This is a genomic window from Paraburkholderia caledonica NBRC 102488, assembly GCF_000685095.1.
In the GTDB taxonomy this organism is placed as follows: domain Bacteria; phylum Pseudomonadota; class Gammaproteobacteria; order Burkholderiales; family Burkholderiaceae; genus Paraburkholderia; species Paraburkholderia caledonica.
Map to the genome: position 1 here is coordinate 132,213 of NZ_BAYE01000012.1, position 15,955 is coordinate 148,167.

Consider the following 15,955-nt stretch of genomic DNA (forward strand, 5'->3'; position numbering starts at 1 on the left):
CAGCAACTACAACACAACTACAACATAGTCCTGACATGCCAAAGCTCAGGAAACAGCACCACGTCGAGCATCTTGCGCAGATACGGCGCTCCACTAGTCCCGCCCGTGCCCTGCTTGAACCCAATGATCCGCTCCACAGTAGTCACATGCCTGAACCGCCACTGCCGGAAAGCATCCTCGAGATCGACCAGTTCTTCGGCCATCTCGTACAACTCCCAGTGCTTCGAAGGATTGCGATAAACCTCCAGCCAGGCCGCTTCAACGGAAGCATCATGAACCGTCGGCTGCGTCCAGTCGCGCGTGAGCCTCGAAGGTGAGATCGCAAACCCGCGACGCGCCAGCAGCTTCACTACTTCATCGTAGAAAGACGGGGACTCGAGAGAAGCCTTCACCTCGGCGAGCACTTCAGCACGGTGCGCATGCGGCTTTAACATCTGCTCGTTCTTGTTGCCAAGCAGAAACTCGATCTGCCGATACTGGTAGGACTGAAACCCCGACGAACCGCCCAGATAAGGACGCATCGACGTGTACTCGGAAGGCGTCATCGTTGCGAGTACGTTCCAGGCTTGCACCAGTTGCTCCATGATCCGCGAGACGCGGGCAAGCATCTTGAACGCCGGAGGCAACTCATCGCGATGCACGGCGCCCAGCGCGGCGCGCAACTCGTAGAGCGCGAGCTTCATCCACAATTCGCTTGTCTGATGCTGAATGATGAACAGCATCTCGTTGTGATCGGGCGACAAGGGATGTTGCGCATCCAGCACGGTGCCGAGCGACAGGTAATCGCCGTAACTCATCGACTCGGAGAAGTCGAGTTGTGCGTCGTGCCAGCCATCGGCTGAAGCAGCGTTTGTAGCCGGCGCGTCAGCGGAAGCGGGCGCAGCGCGCCCATGACCGAACGGGCAACCTTGCGCGGGCTTTTCTTCGGGCAAGCCCGGCGTTTGCATGTGATCGTTCATCGCGCGCTCCTCAGGTCACTGCGCCGCGCGCGGCGAATTCGGGTGCTCGCCAGATCTCGCGCACGAGCACCTCGCGCAACGTTTCCACGGCATCCCATACATCGACGAAGCGCGTATACAGCGGCGTGAAGCCGAAGCGCAATACGTGCGGCTCGCGATAATCGCCGATCACGCCGCGCGCGATCAACGCCTGCATGACCTCGTAGCCATGCGGATGTTCGAAGCTCGCATGCGAGCCGCGCTGTGAATGTGCGCGCGGCGTGACGAGCTTCAACGGAAATTCGCTGCAACGTGTCTCGACCAGTTCGATGAACAGATCGGTCAGCGCGAGCGACTTGCGGCGAATCGCCTGCATGTCGGTCTGCAGGAAAACGTCGACTCCGCATTCGACGAGCGCCATCGAGACCATCGGCTGCGTGCCGCACAGAAAGCGGCCGATGCCGTCGTCGGGCTGATACGCGGGGTCCATCTTGAACGGCGCGCGATGCCCCCACCAGCCGGAAAGCGGTTGCGCAAAATCGTTCTGATGACGCTGCGGCACCCAGACGAATGCGGGCGAGCCCGGGCCGCCGTTCAGGTACTTGTACGTGCAACCCACCGCATAGTCGGCACCCACGCCATTCAGATCGACCGGCACGGCGCCGGCCGAATGCGCGAGATCCCACAGAGCCAGCGCGCCCTTGTCGTGAATCAGTCTGGTCAACGCGGTCATGTCGTGCATGTAGCCGGTGCGGTAGTTGACGTGCGTGATCATCGCGATCGCGGTGTCTTCGCCGATTGCCTCGGGCAACTCGGACGGATCGTCGACGAGTCGAAGTTCATAGCCGCGGTCGAGTTGCTCGATCAAGCCCTGCGCGATGTAGAGGTCCGTCGGAAAGTTAGAACGCTCCGAGACGATCACGCGGCGCTTCGGGTCGCGTGCGTTCGCGAGCCGCAGCGCGGCGGACAACAGCTTGAACAGATTGATCGAAATCGTATCGGTGACGACCACCTCGTTTTCAGCCGCGCCGATCAACGGCGCAAGCTTGTTGCCGAGGCGGCGCGGCAACGCGAACCAGCCCGCGGCGTTCCAGCTGCGGATCAAGCCCTCGCCCCATTCGGCGGCGATCACGGTTTGTGCGCGTTGGGCAGCAGCGGCTGGCGGCACGCCGAGCGAATTGCCGTCGAGGTAAATAGTGGTCGGCGACAACGCGAACTGGTCGCGTAATGTCGCGAGCGGGTCGGCGCTATCGAGCGCCAATGCTTCTTCGCGGTGTTTCATGGTGGTCTCGTTCAGTCGGATGATGCGGATTCAACAATCAGTGCGCGTCCGGGAGCGCGCGGAGCACTGCGCGCACGGGGCTTGCGTCGAGCGTGGTCAGTTTCAGCGGCAGCGCGATCAGTTCGTAGTCGCCGGGAGCGACGTCGTCGAGCACGATGCCTTCAAGAATGGCCATGCCGTGCGCGCGAACGCGGTGATGCGCGTCCATCGTTTTCGATTCCTGTGGATCGAGCGAAGGCGTGTCGATGCCGATCAGCTTCACGCCGTTCGCCGCCAGCAGGTCGATCGTTTCAGGCGCGACGGCGCAGAAGCCGCTGTCCCACGCCGCAGTCGGCGCATTTCTGTAAGTTCGCAGTAAGACTCGCGGTGGCAAGTCGCCCTGCAAACCATCCAGGTGTTGTGGCCTCACAACAGGCGAGGCGCCGATGCAATGAATCACGCGGCATCGTCCGAGGTAGATGTCGAGCGGTACATGGCCAATCGCGGCGCCTGCTGCGTCGTAGTGCAAGGGGGCGTCGGTATGGGCGCCGGTATGCGGCGAGAGAGTCAGCCGTGCGACGTTCACGGGCGACCCGGCCTCGATGCGCCAGACGCGCTCGATGCCCACGGGCGTGTCGCCAGGCCAGACCGGCGTCGCCGTATCGACGGCGGGGGTAATGTCCCAGAGTGTCTGCATGTCTCCATCTGCGGTTGATGTCTATAGGGAATGATAGGTGTCTGACCGCGAAATGTGATTGCGAAAAAATCTCCTTCCGAGCCGTGTCTTGGAACATAATTTGAGACAAATGGGAAAGGGAGACCGAATATGAACGCGATCTCGCTCGACGCCACCGATTGCCGTATTTTGGCGGTGCTCCAGCAAGAAGGACGAATCAGCAATCTCGATCTCGCGGAGCGCATCTCGCTGTCGCCGTCGGCATGCCTGCGGCGGTTGCGTCTACTTGAAGAGCAGGGTGTCATCGAGCACTACCGCGCGTGTCTGAACCGCGAGGTGTTGGGATTCGAACTGGAAGCATTCGTGCAGGTGTCGATGCGCAACGACCAGCAGAACTGGCACGAGCGCTTTGCCGATGCGCTGCGCGATTGGCCGGAAGTGGTCGGCGCCTTTGTCGTGACGGGCGAGACGCATTACCTGCTGCGCGTTCTTGCGCACAACCTCAAGCACTATTCGGATTTCGTGCTGGAGCGTCTCTACAAGGCGCCGGGAGTGATGGATATTCGCTCGAATATCGTGCTGCAGACTTTGAAGGAAGATTCGGGCGTGCCGGTGTCGCTGGTCACGAAAACCGGCGGCCACGGCGCGCCGCACAACGACCGTTGAGGCGCTGCCTCGCGTTGGAGCCGTTGCGGGCGCCAAACACGGTTACAGCGGTTTGAGCCCGTGAAACTGGCCGTTCTGAAACACGAGCGGCGCGATCTCCGCCGCATTCTCATGCACGCCGCAACGCTCCACCTCGCCGACGAAAATCACGTGGTCGCCTTCTTCGTAACGGCTGCGGTTATGGCACTCGAACCAGGCCAGCGCGCCGTCGAGTACGGGCATGCCCGTGTCGCCCGCCGCGTGCGATACGCCTTCGAACCGATCGCCTTTGACCGTGGCAAAGCGCTTGCATAGATCGAGTTGCGACGAGGCCAGCACATTGACGACGTAATGGCTGTTCGTGCGGAACACCGGCATGGACGCCGAGCGCGTTGCCAGGCTCCACAGCACCAGCGGCGGGTCGAGCGAAACCGAATTAAACGAACTGGCGGTGATGCCGATCAACTGCCCGGACGCCGCACGCGTTGTGATCACGGTGACGCCGGTAGCAAACTGGCTGAGCGCCTGCCGGAAGGCGGCCTGGTCGAAATTGGGCGGGCTGGCTTGCTTCATTGAGCGCAGGCCGTGGATGCACGTGAACGGGAAGCCGCGGTAAAGCGCTTGCCCGCACAGCGGGAAACAGATAATTCGAAAGTCATAGTGAAAATCGTCGATTTGCCCCAATTTTAACTGCAATCGCGATGCATCGGCCGGACGCAGAACGGCGCATCGCAAAACCCGCTAAGCTGAGCACTGTGCAGGCGACATAAGCGCTGTGGCGAAGCGGAAGCGGCATAGGCCGATCACGAGCTTGAAGGAGCGAGCAGCATGAGTCAGACAGGCGAAGTCGCCACCTTGGGTGGCGGGTGTTTCTGGTGCCTCGAAGCGGTTTATCTGGGCGTCGAGGGAGTGAACTCCGTGGAGTCGGGCTATGCAGGCGGCGAGACGCAGCGTCCGACGTATGAGCAGGTGTGCGACGGCGCGACGGGCCACGCCGAGGTCGTCAAGGTGGACTTCGATCCGGCAAAGATCGGCTATCGCGAGATTCTGGATATTTTCTTCGCGATCCACGATCCGACGCAGCTGAACCGTCAAGGTAACGACGTCGGCACGCAATACCGTTCAGTGATCTTCACGCACTCCGACGCGCAGCGCGAGACGGCTTTGCAGGCAATCCGCGAAATCGGCGAGCAGGGCATCTACGACGGCCAGATCGTCACGCAGGTACTGCCGCTCGACGGCAACTACTGGCCCGCCGAGGCCTATCATCAGAACTATTTTGCGCAGCATCCGAATCAGGGCTACTGCTCGTTCGTGGTCGCGCCGAAGGTAGCGAAGTTCCGTCAGAAGTTCGCGCACCGCATCAAGGCGAGTTGACGGGAAGGGCGCCGACATCTTCGTGCTCGTGTGCAAGCCGCGCACAGGCTTCGACGATCTCGCGCGCCAGTTCCACACAACTGAGCGGCGCCGAGCCTTCAGCCTTGTTGTTGACCGCGATCATCACCGGCTGGCCGGCAAGCGCATAGCGCGCGGCCAGTTCGGCGAGCGACGCGCGCGTCGCCGGGTCCTGGTCGACGAGCCGGTCGAACGGCTCGTACTTCGCCTTCGCCTGCTCGTACTTGAAGCCGCCATGCAGGCTCCAGCGAACGATTAGCGGCCCGGCCGGTTCGCCGTCCAGCAGCGCGAGCGCCGCCGCCTGCCGCAGAGGGTCGGGCATCCGCGCATGGATGCCCACGCAGTAGCGCACGCCCGCCGCTTTGAGCGTACGAATGAAGCGCGGCGTGAGCAGACTGGCGTCGCGGATTTCGATCGCATAGCAGGTGCCTTGCGGCAGCTTCGGCAACGCCATCAGAAAGTCGCCGAGCCGTTCTATGAACGCGGCCGGCTGCGCGAGCATCCGGTCGGGCAGCGGCGACAGCTGGAACACCAGCGCCCCGGCCTTTTCGCCGAGACCTTCCAGACACGGCGTGACGAAGTCGTCGATCGCCATCTGCGCGTTGAGGAAGCACGGGTTCAGCGACACCGGCTCGCCGCGTTCGGCGCGCACGGTTGCGTCGGTGATCGTCATCGGCGCTTTCACGATAAAGCGGAAATGCTCGGGCACCTGCTGTGCGTAGCGCAGATATTCGGTGACCGTGAGCGCCTGATAGAACGACCGGTCGATGCTGACCGTCTTCAGCAGCGGATGCGCGCCGTAGGCGTTGAGGCCGTCGCGCGAGAGCTTGCTGTTGCTGTACTCATCGCCGTAGACGATGCCGTTCCAGCCGGGAAACGACCATGTCGATGTGCCGAGGTGCACGTGCGGCGGCAGTTGCGCGGCGAGCGCGACTACATCGGGCGAGGGCGGGGCGGCGAGCATTTCCCGCGTGCGGCGCTTTTTTGGCGTATCGGCCGGCGGCGGGGCTGCTGCGGCGGACGCCGGCGCTTCGTCCTGCTGCCCGTCCTGCTGCCAGAGCGACGCGGCGGCGGCTTTCTCGTGCGCACCGCGCCGGCTCGCGGGCTTCGACACGGGCGCGGGGCTGGCGGGCGAGGACTCAGAGGCGGCCTCCTGCGCGTGCGGCAATGGATCGCCGGACACAGTGCGCGAGGGCCCCGCGCGCGCTTCGGTTTCCGCCGATGCAATCGCCGGTTCCACCGGCATTCCGAACAGATCGAACTGTACCGCTTCGCTTTGCACGTCCGTTTGGAGTGGCGCTTCCGGCTCGCCCAGCGCCTGTTCCACTTCGCTTGTCCCGCTCTGGCCCATCGAGATTCGACCTGCTGTTCAGTAGTTTGCGCCGCGGCGGCACGCTAGTGCACGACGCCGCGGCGCTCCCGTCACAGCGGCTTCTCGTACATGTAGCGGCGCGACCACGGCAGGGTTTTTGCGCTGCGGCCGGCCTTCCGGCATACGACCTGATAGATGGAGACGTCGTCGTTTTCGAATGCGTACGCGCAGCCGGCCAGATATACGCGCCAGATGCGGAATTTTTCGTCGTCGACGAGCTTGCGGGCTTCTTCCGCATGCGCCTCGAAATTCTCCGCCCAGATGTCGAGCGTGTGCGCATAGTGACGGCGCAGGCTTTCGACGTCAACCGCTTCGAGCCCGCCGCGCTGCATCGATTCGAGCGCGAGGCTGATGTGCGGCAACTCGCCGTCGGGAAACACATAGCGGTCGATGAACTCGCCGCCGCCAAGCGCGGTTTCGCCACTATCCGAGTCGCTCGACGTGATGCCGTGGTTCATCGCGACGCCGTCGTCGGCGAGCAGGTCGTGCATTTTCCGGAAGTAACCCGGCAGATTTTTGCGGCCGACGTGCTCGAACATGCCCACGCTCGTGATGCGGTCGAATTGTCCCTCGACGTCGCGGTAATCCTGCAGACGAATCTCGATCTGATTTTCGAGGCCCGCAGCTTTCACACGCGCCGTGGCGAGATCGAACTGGTTCTGCGACAGCGTCACGCCCACGCATTGCGCACCGAATTTCTGCGCCGCGCGCAGCACCAGCGCGCCCCAGCCGCAGCCGATGTCGAGCAGGCGCTGCCCCGGCTGCAACTGGATCTTGGTGAGGATGTGGTCGATTTTCTTGATCTGCGCGGTCGCCAGATCTTCGTTGCCGTTCTCGAAGTACGCGCACGAGTACACCATGTTCTCGTCGAGCCACAGCTTGTAGAACTCGTTCGAGACGTCGTAGTGATACTGGATCGCCTTCCGGTCCGACGCTTTCGAATGCTGGAAATAGCGCCGCATGCGCGCGAGTTTGCTCGCACTGGTGACGGTATTGCGCGCGAGCTGATAGCCCACGTTGATGATGTCCGAGAGCTTGCCCTCGATGTCGATCTTGCCCTTGACGTACGCCTCGCCCAGATTGTCGAGGCTCGGTTCGAGCAGGTAAGGCAGCGCCGTCGCGCTTTTCACATGCAACGTGACCTGAGGCGCGGCGAACCGCCCGAAGTCGTGTTGCTGGCCGTCCCACAGCACGAGACGTGCTGGTAAGTCAGCCTTGGTTTTTACTTCTTCCACCCACTGCGCCAGCTTTTTCTCCCAGAACATGCGATCTCTCCGTGTCCGTTGAACTAAAGCGAAGCTTGTGTGGAGCGCAAATCAATGCGGCGCGACTCCCATGCCGCGAGATGCGATCCGTGCGCCGCGCGCTGCTGCGTTGGCTGCGGGCTGGCGGCATTGTTTGTGTCGATTCACGGCGAGAGACGGGAGATCTGCCAGTCGCTGTTCTCGCTTACGCGCGTGTAAAGCAGGCGGTCATGCAGACGCGACGGCCGACCCTGCCAGAATTCGATTGCTTCGGGCACCAAACGATAACCGCCCCAATGCGGCGGACGCGGAGGTTCATCGCCATATTGCAGGCGCATTTCGCGTTCGCGCGTTTCGAGCTGCGAGCGGCTTTCAATCACCTGACTCTGATTCGATGCCCATGCGCCGATTCGTGAACCGGCCGGACGCGACGCGAAATACGCGTCGCTTTCTTCCGCGCTCGTTTTGACGACGCGCCCCTCGATGCGCACCTGGCGCTCGAGCTCGATCCAGTAGAACAGCAGGCTCGCGTAGGGATTGGTGGCTAGCTCGCGGCCTTTGCGGCTTTCGTAGTTGGTGAAGAACACGAAGCCCCGTTCGTCGACGCCCTTGATCAACACGATGCGCGCCGAAGGCCGGCCGCGCGAGTCGACAGTGGCGAGCGTCATCGTATTCGGTTCGGGCAGCTTCGCGTCGACAGCCTGTTGAAACCAGACGTCGAATTGCCGGAACGGGTTGCGATCTACGTCGCCGATGTCCAGAGAACCCAGCGAATAGTTTTTTCGAAGTTCGGCGAGTGAGGTCATGTTGTTATGCGAACGCTACAGTCAGGGCAGTATAGCTAAGGCATTAATTTTTTGCGCGCGACTGGATCAAGCGCGACGCAGGCCCGGCGTGCATGATCGGGTAATGCCCCGGAGCGCGACAGGGTGATTGCGGCGGCAATGCTCATTCAGGCGTTCAGGCAAAATACGGCTGCGCGAACTAAAAGCGCGTCCGTTTCCTGCCTGTTCAATGAGTCCCATCATGTCGACCACCGCGCAATCCGATCTTACTACCAGCCTCGACGGGAGTGAAACCGCCGACCGTGCGCGGCGCTTCGGCGGCATTGCGCGTCTTTACGGCGCACCGGCGCTCGCCGCTTTCGAAAGCGCGCATGTCGCGGTGATCGGCATCGGCGGAGTCGGGTCGTGGGTGGCCGAGGCGTTGGCGCGCAGCGCTGTCGGCACACTGACGCTGATCGATCTCGACAATGTCGCCGAGAGCAACACGAACCGGCAGATTCACGCACTCGACGGCAACTACGGAAAACCGAAAGTCGAAGCAATGGCCGAGCGCATCGCGGCAATCAATCCTTTCTGCGACGTGCGCCTCGTGGAAGACTTCGTCGAGCCCGACAATTTCGCGGCGACGCTCGGCGGCGGCTTCGACTATGTGATCGACGCTATCGACAGCGTGCGCACCAAAACCGCGCTGATCGCGTGGTGCGTCGAGCGCAAGCAGCCGTTGATCACGATTGGCGGCGCGGGCGGCCAACTGGATCCGACGCGCATTCGCATCGACGATCTTGCGTTGACGATTCAGGACCCGTTGCTGTCAAAGGTGCGGGGGCAGTTGCGGAAGCAGCACGGGTTTCCGCGCGGGCCGAAAGCGAAATTCAAGGTGAGCGCGGTGTATTCGGACGAGCCGCTCATTTACCCGGAGGCGGCGGTCTGCGATATCGATGCCGAAGCGGAGCACGTCACCACGTCGCCCGGTCATACGGGGCCGATCGGCCTGAACTGTGCGGGCTTCGGTTCGAGCGTTTGCGTGACGGCGAGTTTTGGTTTCGCCGCCGCCGCGCATGTGCTGCGCGCTTTGGCGAAACAGGCGGGGTGATGCGTTTCTGGCGCGGCAAGCGGCGTGCGGGACGAGCCGGAATTCAGCCCGACGCCGCACGCGAGGTGCGGGTGCCTAGACTCGCTTCAGTACAGCGCCGCGCTTAGCTTGCGCCGCCATTGCGACACCAGTTCCGGCTGATGCGCGGCGAGATCGAACACGGAGAGCATGGTCTTACGGCCAATGTCGTCGCGGAACGTGCGGTCGCGCTGCACGATGCCCAGCAGATGTTCCAGCGCGCCCTCGTATTTGCGGCGTGCGATCAGCGCGCTTGCCAGATCGAAACGCGCCTCCAGATCGTCCGGATGACTTGCGACGCGCGCTTCCAGTGCGTCGGTGGGCGGCAGGTCGGCGGCGGCATCCACGGCGTCGAGCCGCGTCTTGATCGCGTTGAAGCGCGCGTCGATGCCTTGCGTGGTTTTCGGCGACAGCAGATCGACTTCGTTGCGCGCCTCGTCGATGCGGTTGTCGTCGAGCAGCATCTCGATGCGATCCATGCGTGCTTCGTCGAAGCCCGGGTCGTAGGCGAGCGCGGATTCCAGCGCATCGTAAGCGTCTTCGCGGCGACCTTCCTCGAGCGCGGTCTGCGCCTCGAGACGCGCGGCATCCGCGCCTTGCGGCAAGAGCCGCTCGATGAATTCGCGCAGCTGGCCCTCAGGCAGCACGCCGATGAACTGATCCACCGGTTGGCCGTCGGCAAACGCCATGACGTGCGGGATGCTGCGCACCTGGAAGTGCGCGGCGAGTTCCTGATTCTCGTCTACGTTCACCTTGACGAGCTTCCATTTGCCGGCGGCTTCGGCTTCGAGCTTTTCCAGCATCGGGCCAAGCGTCTTGCAGGGGCCGCACCACGGCGCCCAGAAATCGACCAGCACAGGGGCCAGTGTCGACGCCGTGATGACGTCCTTTTCAAATGTGGCCAAAGTGGTGTCCATTGCGTCCTCGTCGATAAAAACGGTTTGTCTGCTAGTTGGGGCCGAACGGCGTGGATTCAATGTTCAATGCGCGCCGCGCTGTCGCCGGGACTGGCCGTCATTGCTTTTGCGGCAGCGGAATCCATTCGGTTTCGCCCGGCACTTTGCCCATCTCCTGATTGGTCCATGCCACTTTCGCGGCTTCGATCTTCTCGCGCGAACTCGCGACGAAATTCCATTCGATAAAGCGTTCACCGTCGAGTTTCTCGCCGCCCAACACCATCACGCGCGCACCGTGCGTGCTCGCGAGGGTGACGGTCTCGTCGAGCGCGAGCACTGCCATCTGGCCGACTTCGAGCGGCGTGCCGTCGATTTCCAGATCGCCGTCGACAAGATACACGCCGCGTTCCTCATGCTCCGGTTCCAGCGCGAAGGCGCTGCCCGGCGCGAACTCGCCGGCGACATAGAGCGTGCCGGAAAACGTCGTGACAGGCGAGGTTTCGCCGAAGGCCGTGCCGGCGATCACGCGCAGCGTGACGCCGTTGCGCTCGACCACGGGCAGCGTGTCGGCGGCGTGATGCGCGAACGACGGCTCCGCCTCTTCGTCTTCGAGCGGCAGCGCGACCCACGTCTGAATGCCGTGGATGGTCTGGCCGTTCGCGCGGTCCTCGGCGGGCGTGCGCTCGGAGTGGACGATGCCGCGCCCGGCCGTCATCCAGTTGACGTCGCCAGGGATGATTTTCTGCTCGGAGCCGAGACTGTCGCGATGCATGATCGCGCCTTCGAACAGGAAGGTCACCGTGGCAAGGCCGATATGCGGATGCGGACGAACGTCGAGGCCGACGCCCGGTTCCAGCGTCGCCGGTCCCATGTGGTCGAAAAAGATGAACGGTCCAATCAGCCGTGCGGCCATTGCAGGCAGCACGCGCCGCACAGTCAGACTGCCGACATCGCGCAGATGCGGTTTGAGAACTGCTTTGATCGAAGAGGACATGGGCGGGCTCGGCTGAATAAGGAAGGAGAAATTTCTCAATGGACGATTCTACTGCGGAGGGCGCAACGACGACGTTTCGCAGCACAGTCCTGCTCCGAAAATCCGTAGCACGAACAATCACGTGCCCTGCCACCCTCCGCTAAACTGGCAGGTTCAATAATCAATTGGAGACTGGGATGTCACCCAGGGACCTGCTGCTCGCACTGATCGTGGTGATCGCGTGGGGCGTCAATTTCGTTGTGATCAAGGTGGGCTTGCATGGCGTGCCGCCCATGCTGCTAGGCGCGCTGCGCTTCATGCTCGCCGCGTTTCCGGCGGTATTTTTCGTCAAGCGTCCGCAATTGCCTTGGCGCTGGCTGCTGGCATACGGCGTGACGATCTCCTTGGGGCAGTTCGCCTTCCTGTTTTCGGCCATGTACGTCGGCATGCCTGCGGGGCTCGCGTCGCTCGTATTGCAGGCGCAGGCTTTTTTCACGCTGATCTTTGCGGCGTTTTTTCTGCACGAACGCTTCCGCTTGCCGAACGTCGCCGGTTTGCTGATTGCAGCCGCCGGGCTCGCCGTCATAGGCATGCAAGGCGGTCACGCCATGACGCTCGCCGGTTTCCTTCTCACGCTGTGCGCCGCGTGTTCGTGGGCGCTCGGCAACATCGTCACGAAGAAAGTCGGCAAGGTGGATCTGGTCGGCCTCGTGGTGTGGGGCAGTCTGATTCCGCCGCTGCCGTTCCTGGCGCTGTCGTATGCGTTTGAGGGTCCGCAGCGAATCGCTGCAGCGCTGTCGGGTATCAGCGCGATGTCGATCTTCGCGATCGTTTATCTCGCGTTCATCGCCACGCTGATCGGCTACGGTTTGTGGAGCCGTCTGCTGTCGCGCTATCCGGCGAGCCAGGTCGCACCGTTTTCGCTGCTCGTGCCGATCGTCGGCCTGGCGTCTGCATCTCTCTTTCTCGACGAGCAGCTTTCCGGCGCGCAGGTCGCCGGGGCGGTACTGGTGATGGCCGGGCTCGCGGTCAACGTGTTCGGCGGATGGGTCGCTCAGCGCCTGTCACCGGCGCGTTGAATCGCGCTACTGAACGAAAAGGGAAGGAAAAACGGCCGCATTGCTGCGGCCGTTTTTTGCATCGTCGTATGCGTCGTCGTATGACAACGCGCTATACGCGCATTACGTCATGCGGTTCTTCGCGAGCGGCGGGTTCGCCGCGAAGTAACGCTTGATGCCCGTCATGATGGCGTCCGCCATCTTGTCGCGGTACGCGTCGTCGTTCAGGCGGCGTTCTTCGTCCGGGTTGCTGATGAACGCAGTTTCCACGAGGATCGACGGAATATCCGGCGCCTTCAGCACCGCAAACCCCGCCTGTTCGACCGAGCCCTTGTGCAGCTTGTTGATTCCGCCAATCTCCTTCAGCACGAAGTTGCCGTAGCGCATAGAGTCCCGAATCTGCGCGGTGGTGGACATGTCGAACAGTGCGCGGTTGACGGTCGCGTCGGCGGACTTGATGTTGATGCCGCCAATCTGATCCGACGAGTTCTCCTTGTTCGCCATCCAGCGCGCAGCGGCGCTCGACGCGCCGTGCTCCGACAGCGCAAACACCGACGAGCCCCGCGCCTCGGGCGTGGTGAACGCGTCCGCGTGGATCGACACGAACAGGTCTGCGCCAACGCGCCGCGCCTTTTGCACGCGCACGTTGAGCGGCACGAAGAAGTCGGCGTCGCGAGTCATCATGGAGCGCATGTTCGGCTGCGCGTCGATCTTCGCGCGCAGCTTCTTCGCGATGTCGAGCGCGACGTGCTTTTCATAAGTGCCCGAGCCGCCGATTGCGCCCGGATCTTCGCCGCCATGCCCTGGATCGATCGCGACCGTGAGAAGGCGGACCGTGTTGCTCTTGCCTGGCTTCGGCGTGGTGAACGCGTAGGTGTCGTCGCTCGCGTCGTCGTCGTTGCCCAGGCTGTTAGCGTTATTGCCACCGTTACTACCGCTGCCTTTATTGCGCGCGATTGCGCTGGGCGGCGACGCGGGAGCGCCCGGTGTCGCCGGCTTTGCGATGATCGGCGGGATCGGCGGCAGTGGCGTGGGTGCGCCGTGCGCGGGCGGACGTGGCACGCTCGGCGCCGACCCGCTGCCGCCGTTTTGCGCATAACGCTCGAAGAACGCTTCGCTGTTGTCGGCGACCGGCGGCGTCGTGCCCGGGCCGCTCAATGTGGCCGGCGGCGCGCTGTTTTCTTCGTTCAGCGTTTGCTGCTTGCGCTCGCTCTGCGCGAGCAGTTCCATCAGCGGATCGGGTGCGACGGCGGGGTACAGGTCGAACACCAGCCGGTACTTGTATGCGCCGACAGGCGGCAGTGCGAACACCTGCGGCTTCACCGAGCCCTTCAGGTCGAACACCATACGCACGACGTGCGGCTGAAACTGGCCGACTCGCACCGACTGAATCTGCGGATCGTTCGGCGTGATCTTAGAGACGAGGTCCTTCAGCGCCTGGTCGAGATCGAGGCCGCTGAGATCGACCACGAGCCGGTCCGGACCTTGAAGCAACTGCTGCGCATTTTGCAGCGGCTGATCGGATTCGATCGTCACCCGTGTGTAGTCGCGCGCGGGCCACACACGCACGCCGAGCACCGAGCTGGCGAGTGCAAGACGCGGTGCGACGAGACCGAGCACAAGCGTGGATGCGCCCGCGCACAGAATCTGCCGGCGCCGCCAGTTATGCGTTGCGGTGGCCGCCGATTCGATCGAGCGGAACGGTTTGATCAACATCTTTCGAGACATGCCTTTCCTGTTTCGCTGTATGCCCGTGCGACGAGTACGCGGCCGTCGCCCTCGCTATCCAGGTCGAGCGAGAAGACGAGATCCGGCACGCCGAGAAGACGCCCCGCGCGCTGTGGCCATTCGACGAGGCAGACCGCGCCGCTGTCGAAATACTCGCGAAAGCCGGCGTCGGCCCATTCGGCCGGATCGGTGAATCTGTACAGATCGAAGTGATAAAGCGCAAGTTCCCCGGTGGGTCGCTCAAGCACATAGGGCTCGACGAGCGTGTACGTGGGACTGCGCACGCGGCCCGTGTGACCGAGGCCGCGCAACGTGGCGCGCACGAGTGTGGTTTTGCCGGCGCCGAGATCGCCGACCAGTTGTACTTGTAGACCGTGGAATGCCTGAGCACCTTGGCCGCTGCCCTGGCCTTGTGCTGCGACGGCGACGCTTTCGATGGCCCGTGCGAAGCGCTCGCCGAATGCGAGCGTGGCGGCTTCGTCCGCGAACGTGAAGGCGCGTTCGAGCAGGACTTCGGCGGGCGGCGCGATCGCGCGATCGGGATGGTCAGGCATTCTCGTAAAATGGCGTGATGAACCGAAGTCCGGAGTCTCCCGTGTCCCCTGCGCCCAATGCGCCAACGTCTTCCGACGAGGCGCGCGCCGAGCGTCAATTCGATGAAGCGGCGCTGCATGCGCTCGCGCGAAACATCAAGACGTGGGGCCGTGAACTGGGTTTCGGGGCGATCGGCATTAGCGATACCGATCTCTCCGCTGCCGAAGCGCCGCTTGCAGCATGGCTGGAAGCGGGGTGCCACGGCGAGATGGATTATATGGCGAAACACGGTATGAAACGCGCGCGGCCTGCCGAGCTTGTGGCCGGCACGCTACGTGTGATTACCGCTCGCATCGCCTATTTGCCCGCCCATGCAATGAGCGGAAAGCCAGGCGAAAGCGAACCGCAGGAAGCGCCGCCCAGCGAGGACTGGCGGGCTGTCGAGCATGCGCGCCTGGCCGATCCGTCGGCCGCGGTGGTGTCGATTTATGCACGCGGCCGCGACTATCACAAGGTGATGCGTAACCGTCTGCAACATCTGTCAGAGAAAATTCAGGCGGAGATCGGCGCGTTCGGTTATCGCGTGTTCACCGACTCCGCGCCGGTGCTCGAAGTGGAGCTTGCGCAAAAGGCCGGCATCGGCTGGCGCGGCAAACATACGCTGCTGCTGCAACGCGATGCGGGTTCGCTGTTCTTCCTTGGCGAAATATATGTCGACGTGCCTTTGCCGACCGACGCGGAGACGTCGCCCGAGCGCGCGCCCGAAACACCGGGCTCGCATTGCGGCAGTTGCGCGCGCTGCATCGGCGCGTGTCCGACAGGCGCGATCGTCGCGCCTTACAAGGTGGATGCCCGTTTGTGCATCTCTTATCTGACCATCGAACTGAAGGGCAGCATTCCCGTCGACATGCGTCCGCTGATCGGCAATCGCGTTTACGGCTGCGACGATTGCCAGCTCGTGTGTCCGTGGAACAAGTTTGCGCAGGCTGCGCCGGTCGCCGATTTCGACGTGCGGCACGGGCTTGATCGCGCGTCGCTGGTGGAACTGTTCGGCTGGAGCGCGGACGAGTTCGACACGCGCATGCAGGGCAGTGCGATCCGCCGTATCGGCTACGAAAGCTGGCTGCGCAATCTTGCCGTCGGCATGGGCAATGCGCTGCGTGCGCCGCGCGAGAGTTTGAGTGCGGACGCCCGCAAGGCGATTGTAGAGGCGCTCGAGCGCCGCGCCGACGACTCTTCTCACGTGGTCCGGGAGCACGTGCAATGGGCGCTCGAAGCGGCATGAAAAGCGGCGTAAAGTATCGGCAATCCGCGAGTCTGTTGTATGTCTCGAATCATC

The 15,955-nt window shown here is 63.0% G+C and carries 16 protein-coding genes; 5 read left to right on the forward strand and 11 right to left on the reverse strand.

What is annotated here, in order from left to right; genetic code table 11:
- Positions 1-17 precede the first annotated feature (17 nt).
- From kynA to kynB, 3 genes are read right to left on the reverse strand one after another with little or no spacing between them, the layout of a single operon-like run.
- Positions 18-959: a tryptophan 2,3-dioxygenase gene (gene kynA / locus BCA01S_RS22870; protein WP_027778920.1), complete on the reverse strand. Its 942-nt coding sequence runs from the start codon at positions 957-959 to the stop codon at positions 18-20.
- Positions 960-969: 10 nt separating this feature from the next.
- Positions 970-2,220, reverse strand: coding sequence for a kynureninase (gene kynU / locus BCA01S_RS22875; protein WP_027778921.1), 1,251 nt, complete (start codon positions 2,218-2,220; stop codon positions 970-972).
- A 37-nt stretch (positions 2,221-2,257) separates the two neighbouring features.
- Entirely contained in the window at positions 2,258-2,896 is a 639-nt protein-coding gene (kynB, locus tag BCA01S_RS22880) for an arylformamidase (protein WP_027778922.1), read from the reverse strand.
- A gap of 129 nt (positions 2,897-3,025) precedes the next feature.
- Between kynB and BCA01S_RS22885 the strand changes: the two genes are divergently transcribed.
- The gene (locus tag BCA01S_RS22885; RefSeq protein WP_020069181.1) at positions 3,026-3,541 is read left to right on the forward strand and encodes an Lrp/AsnC family transcriptional regulator; all 516 of its coding nucleotides are present in this window, start codon (positions 3,026-3,028) and stop codon (positions 3,539-3,541) included.
- A gap of 42 nt (positions 3,542-3,583) precedes the next feature.
- Here the strand turns inward: BCA01S_RS22885 and BCA01S_RS22890 are convergent, their stop codons facing one another.
- Positions 3,584-4,093, reverse strand: coding sequence for a flavin reductase family protein (locus BCA01S_RS22890; protein WP_027778923.1), 510 nt, complete (start codon positions 4,091-4,093; stop codon positions 3,584-3,586).
- A 255-nt stretch (positions 4,094-4,348) separates the two neighbouring features.
- Between BCA01S_RS22890 and msrA the strand changes: the two genes are divergently transcribed.
- The gene (gene msrA, locus BCA01S_RS22895; RefSeq protein WP_020069179.1) at positions 4,349-4,897 is read left to right on the forward strand and encodes a peptide-methionine (S)-S-oxide reductase MsrA; all 549 of its coding nucleotides are present in this window, start codon (positions 4,349-4,351) and stop codon (positions 4,895-4,897) included.
- On the opposite strand, the gene BCA01S_RS22900 is transcribed toward msrA, so the two are convergent.
- From BCA01S_RS22900 to pdxH, 3 genes are all read right to left on the reverse strand, one after another.
- Positions 4,884-6,266 (reverse strand): DUF72 domain-containing protein, encoded by a 1,383-nt coding sequence (locus BCA01S_RS22900; RefSeq protein ID WP_027778924.1) that lies wholly within the window; start codon positions 6,264-6,266, stop codon positions 4,884-4,886. The two genes, msrA and BCA01S_RS22900, sit on opposite strands and share 14 nt — an antisense overlap.
- Before the next feature lie 71 nt (positions 6,267-6,337).
- Positions 6,338-7,552, reverse strand: a complete 1,215-nt coding sequence (locus BCA01S_RS22905; protein ID WP_020069177.1) for a class I SAM-dependent methyltransferase — start codon at positions 7,550-7,552, stop codon at positions 6,338-6,340.
- A 143-nt stretch (positions 7,553-7,695) separates the two neighbouring features.
- Positions 7,696-8,337 (reverse strand): pyridoxamine 5'-phosphate oxidase, encoded by a 642-nt coding sequence (gene pdxH / locus BCA01S_RS22910; RefSeq protein ID WP_027778925.1) that lies wholly within the window; start codon positions 8,335-8,337, stop codon positions 7,696-7,698.
- Positions 8,338-8,557: 220 nt separating this feature from the next.
- On the opposite strand from pdxH, the gene tcdA reads away from it, so the two are divergent.
- Positions 8,558-9,409 carry a tRNA cyclic N6-threonylcarbamoyladenosine(37) synthase TcdA gene (gene tcdA / locus BCA01S_RS22915; protein ID WP_020069175.1) on the forward strand — a complete coding sequence of 284 codons (852 nt, stop codon included), beginning with the start codon at positions 8,558-8,560 and terminating at the stop codon, positions 9,407-9,409.
- A gap of 86 nt (positions 9,410-9,495) precedes the next feature.
- On the opposite strand, the gene trxA is transcribed toward tcdA, so the two are convergent.
- The gene (gene trxA, locus BCA01S_RS22920) at positions 9,496-10,344 is read right to left on the reverse strand and encodes a thioredoxin (protein ID WP_027778926.1); all 849 of its coding nucleotides are present in this window, start codon (positions 10,342-10,344) and stop codon (positions 9,496-9,498) included.
- Positions 10,345-10,441: 97 nt separating this feature from the next.
- Positions 10,442-11,317, reverse strand: coding sequence for a pirin family protein (locus BCA01S_RS22925; protein WP_027778927.1), 876 nt, complete (start codon positions 11,315-11,317; stop codon positions 10,442-10,444).
- 176 nt (positions 11,318-11,493) lie between these two features.
- Between BCA01S_RS22925 and BCA01S_RS22930 the strand changes: the two genes are divergently transcribed.
- Entirely contained in the window at positions 11,494-12,375 is an 882-nt protein-coding gene (locus BCA01S_RS22930) for an EamA family transporter (RefSeq protein ID WP_027778928.1), read from the forward strand.
- Between the two features lie 102 nt (positions 12,376-12,477).
- Here BCA01S_RS22930 and BCA01S_RS22935 read toward each other — a convergent pair whose 3' ends face one another.
- The gene (locus tag BCA01S_RS22935) at positions 12,478-14,082 is read right to left on the reverse strand and encodes an N-acetylmuramoyl-L-alanine amidase (protein ID WP_027778929.1); all 1,605 of its coding nucleotides are present in this window, start codon (positions 14,080-14,082) and stop codon (positions 12,478-12,480) included.
- Complete coding sequence (tsaE, locus tag BCA01S_RS22940; RefSeq protein WP_027778930.1) at positions 14,064-14,636, reverse strand: tRNA (adenosine(37)-N6)-threonylcarbamoyltransferase complex ATPase subunit type 1 TsaE; 573 nt, start codon at positions 14,634-14,636, stop codon at positions 14,064-14,066. The genes BCA01S_RS22935 and tsaE overlap by 19 nt, the downstream gene beginning before the upstream one ends.
- A 17-nt stretch (positions 14,637-14,653) precedes the next feature.
- On the opposite strand from tsaE, the gene queG reads away from it, so the two are divergent.
- Positions 14,654-15,901 (forward strand): tRNA epoxyqueuosine(34) reductase QueG, encoded by a 1,248-nt coding sequence (queG, locus tag BCA01S_RS22945; protein ID WP_027778931.1) that lies wholly within the window; start codon positions 14,654-14,656, stop codon positions 15,899-15,901.
- The last annotated feature ends 54 nt before the right edge of the window (positions 15,902-15,955 follow it).